This is a genomic window from Pseudomonas sp. 05N433, from assembly GCF_056396925.1.
In genome coordinates, this window is the sequence record NZ_JBFTML010000028.1 from 1 (window position 1) to 12,648 (window position 12,648).

Genomic DNA, 12,648 nt, shown 5'->3' on the forward strand with positions numbered 1-12,648 from the left:
GAGCCTGGTGTTCGGTTTCTCGCCGCTGTTTGCGGTGCTGGTACCGGCCGGTGTCTGCGCCCTGGCCGGGGTCTGGTTGCTGCGCCGGGCCGGTTGATTGTAGGAGCCGGCTTACTGGCGATTGCATCGCTGCGGTCATCCAGACCCACCGCGGCGTCCCCATCGCCAGCAAGCCGGCTCCTACAAAAGTCGCCAAAAACGCCCCTGTCGCAAGACCGGGGCGTTTTTGTAGGCGCCGTCTGACCTGCAAACGTGACGCTTGCGCCGTGGATCAGGTACAATTCCCGGCTATTTTTCGGCGGGCTATGCCTGCAGCCTTTTTGAGTGTTGATCCGTGAGTGATTTGAGTCATATCCGCAATTTCTCCATCATCGCCCACATTGACCATGGCAAGTCGACGCTGGCCGATCGCTTCATCCAGATGTGCGGCGGCCTTGCCGAGCGCGAAATGGAAGCCCAGGTGCTGGATTCCATGGACCTGGAACGTGAACGCGGGATCACCATCAAGGCCCACAGCGTCACCCTGTATTACAAAGCCCGCGATGGCATTAACTACCAGCTGAACTTCATTGATACCCCGGGCCACGTCGACTTCACCTATGAAGTCAGCCGGTCGCTGGCGGCTTGTGAAGGTGCGTTGCTGGTGGTCGATGCCGGTCAGGGCGTCGAGGCGCAGTCGGTTGCCAACTGCTACACGGCGATCGAACAGGGCCTGGAAGTCATGCCGGTGCTGAACAAGATCGACCTGCCACAGGCCGATCCGGAGCGCGTCAAGGAAGAAATCGAAAAAATCATCGGCATCGATGCCACCGACGCGGTCGAGTGCAGTGCCAAGACCGGCCTGGGCGTCGATGAAGTGCTCGAGCGTCTGGTTCACACCATTCCCGCGCCGACCGGCAACATCGAAGATCCGTTGCAAGCGTTGATCATCGACTCCTGGTTCGACAACTACCTTGGCGTTGTTTCCCTGGTTCGTGTGCGCCACGGTCGGGTGAAGAAGGGCGACAAGATTCTGGTCAAGTCCACCGGCAAGATCCACCTGGTGGACAGCGTCGGTGTATTCAACCCGAAGCACACCCCTACCGTCGACCTGAAGGCCGGTGAAGTAGGCTTCATCATCGCCAGCATCAAGGACATTCACGGTGCGCCAGTGGGCGATACCCTGACCTTGAGCTCGACGCCGGACGTCGATGTGCTGCCAGGCTTCAAACGCATTCAGCCGCAGGTGTACGCCGGCCTGTTCCCGGTCAGCTCCGACGACTTCGAAGACTTCCGCGAGGCGCTGCAAAAGCTCACCCTCAACGATTCGTCCTTGCAGTACACACCGGAAAGCTCAGACGCACTGGGTTTCGGCTTCCGTTGCGGCTTCCTCGGCATGCTGCACATGGAAATCATCCAGGAGCGCCTGGAGCGCGAATACAACCTGGACCTGATTACCACGGCGCCGACGGTAATCTTCGAGCTGCTGCTCAAGACCGGCGAGACGATCTACGTCGATAACCCGTCCAAGCTGCCAGACCTGTCTGCCATCGAAGACATGCGCGAGCCAATCGTGCGCGCCAATATTCTTGTGCCGCAAGAGCACTTGGGTAACGTCATTACCCTGTGTATCGAAAAACGTGGCGTACAGGTCGATATGCTGTTCCTCGGCTCCCAGGTACAAGTGACCTACGACCTGCCGATGAACGAAGTGGTGCTGGACTTCTTTGATCGTTTGAAATCCACCAGTCGCGGCTATGCTTCTCTGGACTACCATTTCGATCGTTACCAATCGGCCAGCCTGGTGAAACTGGACGTGCTGATCAACGGCGACAAGGTCGACGCTCTGGCGCTGATCGTGCACCGTGACAACTCGCACTACAAAGGTCGCCAGTTGACCGAGAAGATGAAAGACCTGATTCCGCGGCAGATGTTCGACGTGGCAATCCAGGCCGCCATTGGCGGTCAGATTGTGGCGCGTACAACCGTCAAGGCACTCAGAAAGAACGTATTGGCCAAATGCTACGGTGGTGACGTCAGCCGTAAGAAAAAGCTGCTGGAAAAGCAAAAGGCCGGTAAAAAACGCATGAAGCAGGTCGGTAACGTGGAAATTCCACAAGAAGCCTTCCTTGCCGTGCTCAGGTTGGATAGTTAGGTCCTATGTCACTAAATTTCCCGCTGTTGCTGGTCATCGCCGTGTTCGTCTGCGGCCTGTTGGCGTTGCTCGATCTGCTGTTCCTGGCGCCACGGCGCCGGGCTGCCATCAACTCCTATCAGGGGAGCGTCAGCCAGGCTGACATGGTAGTGATCGAGAAACTGAACAAAGAGCCGCTGCTGGTCGAATACGGCAAGTCGTTCTTCCCGGTGTTGTTCATCGTGCTGGTGCTGCGTTCGTTCCTGGTGGAACCGTTCCAGATTCCTTCCGGCTCGATGAAGCCAACCCTGGATGTCGGTGACTTCATTCTGGTGAACAAGTTTTCTTACGGGATCCGCTTGCCGGTGATCGACAAGAAAGTCATCGAAGTCGGTGATCCGCAGCGCGGCGATGTGATGGTGTTCCGCTACCCGAGCGACCCGAACGTCAACTACATCAAGCGTGTAGTGGGCCTGCCGGGCGATCAGATTCGCTACACCGCCGACAAGCGTCTGTTCGTCAATGGTGAGTCGATTGCCGAACAACTGGTCGGCTCCGAGCCGGGCACGTTGGGTAGCGCTGAGCTCTACAAGGAAAAACTTGGCGCCGCCGAGCACCTGATCCGCAAGGAAATGAGCCGCTACCGCGCAACGCCGGACCATTCGTGGACCGTGCCGGCCGGGCACTACTTCATGATGGGCGACAACCGCGACAACTCGAACGACAGTCGCTACTGGGATGATCCGAGCATTCCCAAGGATCTGCTGGGCATGGTTCCCGACAAGAATATCGTCGGCAAGGCCTTCGCAGTCTGGATGAGCTGGCCGGAACCCAAACTCGGTCACCTGCCGAATTTCTCGCGGGTTGGTCTGATCAAGTAATCACACACGGCGCTGTTGAACACAGCGCCGAATGCATTTCTGGAGTCGGCACAATCGGCGACAGGAGCATGAAAACAACGATATTCAGGACGTTATTTTTGAACACAGCGTTAATTGTCCCAAGCCTGCGCCGCATCAAGGCCCTGGCGGTGGAATCCAACCACGAACTCAGCGTGGGTAAACCGTGAGCGTCTCCTTAAGCCGTCTCGAGCGTCAGCTCGGTTACACCTTCAAGGATCAGGAACTGATGGTCCTGGCCCTGACTCACCGCAGTTTTGCCGGGCGCAACAACGAACGCCTGGAATTCCTCGGCGATGCCATCCTCAATTTCGTCGCCGGCGAGGCGCTGTTCGATCGCTTCCCGCTGGCCCGTGAAGGCCAGTTGTCGCGTTTGCGCGCACGCCTGGTGAAAGGTGAGACCCTGGCCGTACTGGCTCGTGGTTTCGACCTGGGTGAATACCTGCGCCTGGGCTCCGGCGAATTGAAAAGCGGCGGTTTCCGTCGCGAGTCGATTCTGGCCGATGCCCTCGAAGCGCTGATCGGTGCGATCTACCTGGACGCCGGCATGGAGGTGGCGCGCGAACGCGTGCTGGCCTGGCTGGCCGGAGAGTTCGAAGGCCTGACGCTGGTCGACACCAACAAAGATCCGAAAACCCGCCTGCAGGAATTCCTGCAGTCCCGTGGTTGTGAGCTGCCGCGTTACGAAGTGGTGGATATCCAGGGTGAGCCGCATTGCCGGACGTTCTTCGTCGAATGTGAAATCATCTTACTGAATGAAAAAAGCCGAGGTCAGGGTGTGAGTCGTCGTATTGCCGAACAGGTAGCGGCCGCCGCAGCACTGATTGCCCTGGGTGTGGAGAATGGCAATGACTGATTCAACCGCAACTCGCTGTGGCTATGTTGCCATCGTCGGCCGTCCCAACGTGGGCAAGTCCACGCTGCTGAACCACATTCTGGGTCAGAAACTGGCGATCACCTCACGCAAGCCGCAGACCACCCGCCACAACATGCTGGGCATCAAGACCGAAGGCGACGTTCAGGCGATCTACGTCGACACCCCGGGTATGCACAAGGGCGGCGAAAAGGCCCTGAACCGTTACATGAACAAGACCGCTTCGGCGGCGTTGAAAGACGTCGACGTGGTGATCTTCGTGGTTGACCGTACCAAGTGGACCGACGAAGACCAGATGGTCCTCGAGCGCGTTCAGTACGTGACCGGTCCGCTGATCGTGGCGCTGAACAAGACCGACCGCATCGAAGACAAATCCGAGCTGATGCCGCACCTGACCTGGTTGCAGGAACAGCTGCCGAACGCGCAGATCATGCCGATCTCGGCCCAGCACGGGCACAACCTTGACACGCTGGAGCGAGTGATCGCCGAGCACCTGCCGGAAAACGATCACTTCTTCCCGGAAGATCAGATCACCGACCGCAGCAGCCGCTTCCTTGCGGCGGAACTGGTACGCGAAAAAATCATGCGTCAGATGGGCGCCGAGCTGCCGTACCAGATCACCGTGGAAATCGAAGAGTTCAAGCAGCAGGGCAAAACCCTGCACATTCACGCTTTGATCCTCGTTGAACGTGACGGTCAGAAGAAAATCATCATTGGCGACAAGGGCGAGCGCATCAAGCGCATCGGCACCGAAGCGCGCAAGGACATGGAGCTGCTGTTCGACTCCAAGATCATGCTCAATCTGTGGGTCAAGGTGAAAGGTGGCTGGTCTGACGACGAGCGCGCCTTGCGTTCGCTGGGTTACGGCGACCTGTAAATCGTCCAGCAGCACATCGATTCAATTGTAGGAGCGAGCTTTTGTGGCGAGGGAGCTTGCTCCCGTTCGGCCGATCCGCGCCCGGGCGAAGCAGTTGTAAATCCTGGCATCGCGGTTTTACCTGAAACACTGAGGTGCATGGTTTTGGGGCCGCTTCGCAGTCCAGCGGGACGGTGCGGCGTTCCGACAAGCTCCCTCGCCACAGTGGATCTCCAGAGATTCGGAAACTGATGTCATCCAGCCCGCCCATCGGCCAACCCGCCTACGTGCTCCATTCCCGCGCCTACCGCGAAAGCAGTGCGCTGGTGGATTTCCTCACGCCGCAAGGTCGGCTGCGGGCGGTGTTGCGCAGTGCGCGGGGCAAGGCCGGGACGTTGGCGCGGCCGTTCGTGCCGCTGGAAGTCGAGTTCCGTGGCCGGGGCGAACTGAAGAATGTCGGCCGCATGGAAAGCGCCGGCGTTTCCACCTGGCTCAATGGCGAAGCGCTGTTCAGTGGTCTCTACCTCAACGAATTGCTGATCCGCTTGCTGCCCGCCGAAGATCCTCATCCCGCGGTTTTCGATCACTACGCCGCGACCTTGCTTGCCCTGGCCGAAGGTCGACCACTGGAACCATTGCTGCGCTCCTTCGAATGGCGACTGCTCGATGATCTCGGTTATGGCTTCGCGCTGAATACCGACATCCATGGCGACCCCATTGCGCCGGACGGTCTCTACCGCTTGCAGGTGGATGCGGGTCTTGAGCGGGTTTACTTGTTGCAACCAGGCCTGTTCAACGGTACCGAACTGCTGGCCATGGCCGATGCCGACTGGTCCGCGCCCGGTGCGCTGTCCGCCGCCAAGCGCTTGATGCGTCAGGCGTTGGCCGTTCACTTGGGTGGGCGTCCATTGGTTAGTCGTGAGTTGTTTCGAAAGCCGTAGTCTCCCCGTATGCTGTGCACCGAACTTCCCCCTTCTTCAGGAGCGCTTCCGTGACCACCAGCAATCGCATTCTTCTTGGCGTGAACATCGACCACGTTGCCACCCTGCGTCAGGCCCGGGGTACTCGTTACCCGGATCCGGTCAAGGCAGCGCTGGACGCGGAAGAGGCGGGCGCTGACGGCATCACCGTGCACCTGCGTGAAGACCGCCGGCACATTCAGGAGCGCGATGTCCTGCTGCTCAAGGACGTGCTGCAAACCCGCATGAATTTCGAAATGGGCGTCACCGAAGAAATGATGGCGTTCGCCGAGCGTATCCGCCCGGCGCACGTTTGCCTGGTGCCGGAAACCCGTCAGGAACTGACCACTGAAGGCGGTCTGGACGTAGCGGGGCAGGAAGCGCGGATCAAGGCGGCGGTGGATCGCCTGGCGAAGATTGGCTGCGAAGTGTCGCTGTTCATCGACGCTGACGAGCGGCAGATTGAGGCGTCCCGCCGTGTCGGCGCGCCGGCCATTGAATTGCACACCGGGCGTTACGCGGACGCCGAGACGCCAACCGAAGTTGCTGAAGAGCTCAAGCGTGTGGCCGATGGCGTGGCATTCGGTCTGGCCCAAGGCCTGATCGTCAACGCCGGCCACGGTTTGCACTATCACAACGTCGAGGCTGTTGCGGCAATCAAGGGCATCAACGAACTGAACATCGGCCATGCGCTGGTGGCCCATGCGTTGTTCGTCGGGTTCAAGTCGGCAGTGTCGGAGATGAAGGCGCTGATTCTGGCGGCTGCAAAAGCTTAAAGCCAAACACAAAACAGTGTGGGAATGAGCAGGCTCGCTCCCACAATTTTGATGGGGGGTGGCTATTAGAGCGGTGGGGTTTCCTGGCTCGGCTTGGTCTTGTCGACCCCCGGCACATGCAGGTTGCCCTCGGCGACCTGGGTGCCTTCGAGCTGCGGCTGCGTGACCCACGTCAGGATGTCGTAGTAGCGACGGATGTTCGCCACGAAATGCACCGGTTCGCCGCCACGGGCGTAGCCATAACGAGTCTTGCTGTACCACTGCTTCTGCGAAAGGCGGGGCAGTATTTTCTTCACGTCCAGCCATTTGTCCGGATTCAACCCTTCCTTGGCCGCCAGTTTGCGCGCGTCATCCAGGTGACCGCTGCCCACGTTGTAGGCGGCCAGCGCGAACCACGTACGATCCGGCTCCTGGATCGACTCGTCCAGTTGATCCTTCATGTAGACCAGGTATTTCGCGCCGCCCATGATGCTCTGCTTGGGGTCTAGGCGATTGGAAACGCCCATGGCTTGCGCCGTGTTCTGGGTCAGCATCATCAATCCGCGCACGCCGGTCTTGGACGTGACCGCCGCTTGCCACAGCGATTCCTGATAACCGATCGCCGCCAGCAGGCGCCAGTCGACTTTTTCTTTCTTGGCGGACGCCTTGAAGTGCTGTTCGTATTTGGGCAGTCGTTGCTGCAAGTGCTGGGCGAAGGTGGTGGCGCCCATATAGCCGAGTACGTCGACATGCCCGTAGTAGCGGTCTTTGAGGCGTTGCAGGGTGCCGTTTTGCTTTACTTTGTCGAGGTAGGTGTTGATTTCGTTAAGCAGGCTGTTGTCATCGCCGGCGGCCACGGCCCAGCTCTGGTTGCTGGCATCACCGAGGTCGAAGGCGACCCGCACATTGGGGAAGTAGACCTGGTTCATCGCCACTTCGTTGGAGTCGACCAGGGTCAGGTCGATCTGACCTTCGTCGACCATACGCAGCAGGTCGACGACTTCAACTGCGTCGGACTCTTCGTATTCAATGCCGGGATATTTCTTTTTCAGCTCTGCCAATTGCTCGGCGTGGGTGCTGCCCTTGAGCACGATGATCTTCTTGCCGACCAGATCGCCTGCGTCGGTCGGCCGCGACTGGCCGTTGCGATAGATGATCTGCGGGGTGACTTCGAGGTAGGAATGGGAAAACCGCACCTGCTTTTTGCGGTCCTCGCTGCTGACCAGGCCGGCAGCGGCCAGCACCGGGCCATTTGGCTTGCCCACCTGATTGAACAGGTCGTCGAGATTGTCGGCGGTTTCGATCTTGAGTTCGACCCCCAGATCGTCGGCGAAGCGCTTCACCAGCTCGTATTCGAAGCCGGTTTCACCATTGCGATCCTGAAAGTAGGTGGCGGGGCTGTTCCGGGTAATCACCCGCAGCACGCCATCCTCCTTTACGCGCTCCAGCGTGTTGGGTTTATCAACACAGCCACTGAGCATCAGGAAGAGTCCGGTTGCGATCAGCCATTTGGCGTACCGCGGACGCAAAGCCGTTGGGAAAAACATCTGCGCAGTATACGCAAAGGACCACGAGCGCCATATCTCGACAGAGAAGGGCTTGTCTGCTAGGGCTTCAAAAACCCGCTTGGAGCCCGCAGGAATGGGCCCGAACAGCATTTTTTGACAGAAAAAATAACCCCCGGCGCGCACCTGTTCAGGGCCCGAATACCCGGCCCGACGTTCGGGTGCAACCGCGTGCACCGTTTCGGGTGATGTCGCGGGCGGTTTAGGCTAGAATGCACGGCCTCAAAGCACACCCCTTCCCGAGGCTGTCCCGAAGATGTTGATCCTGCGCGGCGCTCCTGCCCTTTCTGCCTTTCGCCACAGCAAACTCCTTGAGCAACTGAGCCAGAAGGTTCCAGCTGTCAGCGGCTTGTATGCTGAATTCGCTCACTTCGCCGAAGTTACCGGCGTCCTGACCGGCGACGAACAGCAGGTGCTCGCGCGCCTTCTGAAGTACGGCCCTAGCGTTCCGGTACAAGAGCCCACTGGTCGTCTGTTCCTGGTATTGCCGCGTTTCGGCACCATTTCGCCGTGGTCCAGTAAAGCCAGCGATATCGCTCGCAACTGCGGCCTGACCAAGATCCAGCGCCTGGAACGCGGCATTGCGTTTTACGTCGCCGGCCAGTTCAGCGACGCCGAAGCGCAGCTGATCGCAGACGCGCTGCACGACCGCATGACCCAGATTGTGCTGGGCAACCTCGAACAAGCCTCCGGCCTGTTCAGCCACGCCGAACCCAAGCCCCTGACCGCGATCGATGTGCTGGGTGGCGGCCGCGCCGCGCTGGAAAAAGCCAACACCGAGCTGGGCCTGGCCCTGGCCGAAGACGAAATCGACTACCTGGTCAATGCCTTCCTTGGTTTGAAGCGCAACCCGCACGACATCGAACTGATGATGTTCGCCCAGGCGAACTCCGAGCACTGCCGTCACAAGATCTTCAACGCCAGTTGGGATATCGACGGTCAGAGCCAGGAAAAAAGCCTGTTCGGCATGATCAAGAACACCTACCAGATGCACAGCGAAGGTGTTCTGTCGGCTTATAAGGACAACGCCTCGGTCATCGTCGGTTCCGTGGCCGGTCGTTTCTTCCCGGACCCTGAAACCCGCCAGTACGGCGCGGTGCAGGAACCGGTGCACATTCTGATGAAAGTCGAAACGCACAACCACCCGACCGCGATTGCCCCGTTCCCGGGCGCATCCACCGGTAGCGGCGGCGAGATTCGCGACGAAGGCGCCACCGGTCGTGGCGCGAAGCCAAAGGCTGGCCTGACCGGTTTCACCGTGTCGAACCTGCAGATCCCGGGCTTCGAACAGCCGTGGGAAGTGCCATACGGCAAGCCCGAGCGCATCGTTACCGCGCTGGACATCATGATCGAAGGCCCGTTGGGCGGCGCTGCATTCAACAACGAATTCGGCCGTCCGGCGCTGACCGGCTACTTCCGTACCTTCGAACAGTCGATCACCACGCCCCATGGCGATGAAGTTCGCGGTTACCACAAGCCGATCATGCTGGCTGGCGGCATGGGCAACATCCGTGAAGAACACGTCAAGAAAGGCGAAATCGTCGTTGGCTCCAAGCTGATCGTGCTTGGCGGCCCGGCGATGCTGATCGGTCTGGGTGGCGGCGCGGCTTCCTCCATGGCCACCGGCACCAGCTCGGCAGACCTGGACTTCGCTTCCGTACAACGTGAAAACCCCGAGATGGAGCGTCGTTGCCAGGAAGTCATCGACCGTTGCTGGCAACTGGGCGACAAAAACCCGATCAGCTTCATCCACGACGTCGGCGCGGGCGGTCTGTCCAACGCCTTCCCGGAACTGGTCAACGATGGCGACCGTGGTGGCCGTTTCGAACTGCGCAACATTCCAAACGACGAGCCGGGCATGGCCCCGCACGAAATCTGGAGTAACGAATCCCAGGAACGCTACGTTCTGGCAGTCGGCCCGGCGGACTTCGAACGCTTCAAGGCGATCTGCGAGCGTGAGCGTTGCCCATTCGCGGTAGTCGGCGAAGCCACTGCCGAGCCGCAACTGACCGTGACCGACAGCCACTTCGGCAACAGCCCGGTGGATATGCCGCTCGAAGTGCTGCTGGGCAAAGCCCCGCGCATGCACCGTTCGGTGGTTCGTGAAAACGAGCTGGGCGACGATTTCGATCCGTCGACCCTCGACATCGCCAACTGCGTCGAGCGCGTCCTGCATCACCCGGCCGTGGCCAGCAAAAGCTTCCTGATCACCATCGGCGACCGCACCATCACCGGCCTCGTGGCCCGTGACCAGATGGTCGGCCCGTGGCAGGTTCCGGTGGCCGACGTTGCCGTTACCGCCACCAGCTTCGACGTTTATACCGGTGAAGCCATGGCCATGGGCGAGCGCACTCCGCTGGCCCTGCTGGACGCTCCGGCGTCGGGCCGCATGGCCATCGGCGAAACCCTGACCAACATCGCCGCCTCGCGCATCGCCAAGATCTCCGACATCAAACTGTCGGCGAACTGGATGTCCGCTGCCGGTCACCCAGGTGAAGACGCACGTCTGTATGACACCGTGAAAGCGGTCGGCATGGAACTGTGCCCTGAGCTGGGCATCACCATCCCGGTGGGCAAGGACTCCATGTCCATGGCCACTCGCTGGAACGACGAAGGTGTCGATAAGGCTGTCACTTCGCCGATGTCGCTGATCGTGACCGGTTTCGCGCCAGTGGCTGACATCCGTCAGACCCTGACCCCGCAACTGCGCATGGACAAGGGCACCACCGACCTGATCCTGATCGACCTCGGTCGCGGCCAGAACCGCATGGGTGCCTCGATCCTCGCTCAGGTTCACGGCAAGCTCGGCAAACAGGCACCGGACGTCGATGACGCCGAAGACCTGAAAGCCTTCTTCGCCGTGATCCAGGGCCTCAACGCCGACGGTCACCTGCTGGCTTACCACGACCGTTCCGACGGTGGTCTGCTGACCAGCGTGGTGGAAATGGCGTTTGCCGGCCACTGTGGCCTGAGCCTGAACCTCGACGGTCTGGCAGAGACTTCCGCCGATATCGCCGCGATCCTGTTCAACGAAGAACTGGGCGCTGTGATCCAGGTTCGCCAGGACGCCACCGCGGATATCCTCGCGCAGTTCAGCGCTGCTGGCCTGGGCGACTGCGTATCGGTGATTGGTCAGCCGATGAACAACGGCGAGATCAGCATCACGTTTAACGGCGATACCGTATTCGAAGGTCAGCGTCGTCTGCTGCAACGTCAGTGGGCTGAAACCAGCTACCAGATCCAGCGTCTGCGTGATAACGCCGACTGCGCCGAACAAGAGTTCGACGTGCTGCTGGAAGAAGACAACCCGGGCCTGAGCGTCAAGCTCAGCTATGACGTCAACCAGGACGTCGCCGCGCCTTACATCAAGAAAGGCATTCGCCCACAGGTTGCCGTGCTGCGTGAGCAGGGCGTCAACGGTCAGGTGGAAATGGCGGCCGCGTTCGACCGTGCCGGTTTCAACGCGATCGACGTGCACATGAGCGACATCCTGGCTGGCCGTGTCGACCTGAACGACTTCAAGGGCATGGTCGCTTGCGGCGGTTTCTCCTACGGCGACGTACTGGGGGCCGGCGAAGGCTGGGCCAAGTCCGCGCTGTTCAACAGTCGCGCTCGCGATGCCTTCCAGGGCTTCTTCGAACGTACCGACAGCTTCACCCTCGGCGTGTGCAACGGTTGCCAGATGATGTCCAACCTGCACGAACTGATCCCGGGCAGCGAGTTCTGGCCGCACTTCGTGCGTAACCGTTCCGAGCAGTTCGAAGCCCGCGTGGCCATGGTTCAGATCCAGGAGTCGAACTCGATCTTCCTGCAGGGCATGGCCGGTTCGCGCATGCCGATCGCCATCGCCCACGGTGAAGGCCATGCCGAATTCGCCAGCGAAGAAGCCTTGCTGCAAGCCGATCTGTCGGGTTGCGTGGCAATGCGTTTCGTCGACAACCACGGCAAGGTCACCGAGAAATACCCGGCCAACCCGAACGGCTCGCCGCGCGGTATCACCGGTTTGACCAGCCGCGACGGTCGCGTGACCATCATGATGCCGCACCCGGAGCGTGTGTTCCGCGCGGTGCAGAACTCGTGGCGTTCGGAAGACTGGAACGAAGACGCACCTTGGATGCGTATGTTCCGTAACGCTCGCGTCTGGGTGAACTAAGAGCGGGGAGCTGATTGCCGTGTACAAGCTCTGCTTTTTTGTTCCGGCCAGTCATGTTGAAGTGGTCAAAAGCGCTGTATTCGCCGCCGGTGGCGGGCGGATCGGGGCTTATGACCACTGTGCGTGGCAGGTGTTTGGCTTGGGTCAGTTTCGTCCGCTGGAGGGCAGTCAGCCGTTCATTGGCGAGGCTGGGCAGGTCGAGCAGGTTGAGGAATGGAAGGTTGAGCTTGTGGTCAGCGATGAGTTGATCCGGGCGGTGGTGGTGGCTCTGAAAGAGAGCCATCCCTATGAGACGCCGGCTTACGAGGTATGGCGGTTAGAGGATTTTTGATTCTCTGGCCGCTGCAATGAGAAACCCGCTGATTCTTCAGCGGGTTTTTTATTGCTCGGGATTTAACCTCTGACCTGATCCGTGATCTTCTGATCTATTTTTTCGAAGCCGACCGAAGGTAGCAGCCAGAACACACTTGATCA

The 12,648-nt window shown here is 59.9% G+C and carries 10 protein-coding genes; 9 read left to right on the forward strand and 1 reads right to left on the reverse strand.

What is annotated here, in order from left to right:
- The 7 genes from AC1DIS_RS16150 to pdxJ all read left to right on the forward strand — a co-directional run.
- A partial coding sequence (locus AC1DIS_RS16150) for a hypothetical protein (protein ID WP_477780976.1) occupies positions 1-97 on the forward strand: 97 nt, incomplete at its 5' end.
- Positions 98-334: 237 nt separating this feature from the next.
- Positions 335-2,134, forward strand: coding sequence for a translation elongation factor 4 (lepA, locus tag AC1DIS_RS16155; protein ID WP_018927092.1), 1,800 nt, complete (start codon positions 335-337; stop codon positions 2,132-2,134).
- A 5-nt stretch (positions 2,135-2,139) separates the two neighbouring features.
- Positions 2,140-2,994 (forward strand): signal peptidase I, encoded by an 855-nt coding sequence (lepB, locus tag AC1DIS_RS16160; RefSeq protein ID WP_018927091.1) that lies wholly within the window; start codon positions 2,140-2,142, stop codon positions 2,992-2,994.
- A 184-nt stretch (positions 2,995-3,178) separates the two neighbouring features.
- Positions 3,179-3,868 (forward strand): ribonuclease III, encoded by a 690-nt coding sequence (gene rnc, locus AC1DIS_RS16165; RefSeq protein WP_018927089.1) that lies wholly within the window; start codon positions 3,179-3,181, stop codon positions 3,866-3,868.
- Complete coding sequence (gene era / locus AC1DIS_RS16170) at positions 3,861-4,763, forward strand: GTPase Era (RefSeq protein ID WP_018927088.1); 903 nt, start codon at positions 3,861-3,863, stop codon at positions 4,761-4,763. The genes rnc and era overlap by 8 nt, the downstream gene beginning before the upstream one ends.
- Positions 4,764-4,993: 230 nt before the next feature.
- Complete coding sequence (recO, locus tag AC1DIS_RS16175) at positions 4,994-5,683, forward strand: DNA repair protein RecO (protein ID WP_018927087.1); 690 nt, start codon at positions 4,994-4,996, stop codon at positions 5,681-5,683.
- 50 nt (positions 5,684-5,733) lie between these two features.
- A complete protein-coding gene (gene pdxJ / locus AC1DIS_RS16180; RefSeq protein WP_138866278.1) occupies positions 5,734-6,477 on the forward strand; it encodes a pyridoxine 5'-phosphate synthase in 744 nt (247 codons plus the stop codon).
- A gap of 65 nt (positions 6,478-6,542) precedes the next feature.
- Here pdxJ and mltF read toward each other — a convergent pair whose 3' ends face one another.
- The gene (mltF, locus tag AC1DIS_RS16185; protein ID WP_477743266.1) at positions 6,543-8,003 is read right to left on the reverse strand and encodes a membrane-bound lytic murein transglycosylase MltF; all 1,461 of its coding nucleotides are present in this window, start codon (positions 8,001-8,003) and stop codon (positions 6,543-6,545) included.
- A 274-nt stretch (positions 8,004-8,277) separates the two neighbouring features.
- Here mltF and purL point away from each other — a divergent pair, with 274 nt between their 5' ends.
- Entirely contained in the window at positions 8,278-12,174 is a 3,897-nt protein-coding gene (gene purL, locus AC1DIS_RS16190) for a phosphoribosylformylglycinamidine synthase (protein WP_018927085.1), read from the forward strand.
- Positions 12,175-12,193: 19 nt separating this feature from the next.
- Positions 12,194-12,505, forward strand: coding sequence for a YqfO family protein (locus tag AC1DIS_RS16195; protein WP_018927084.1), 312 nt, complete (start codon positions 12,194-12,196; stop codon positions 12,503-12,505).
- Positions 12,506-12,648: the final 143 nt, after the last annotated feature.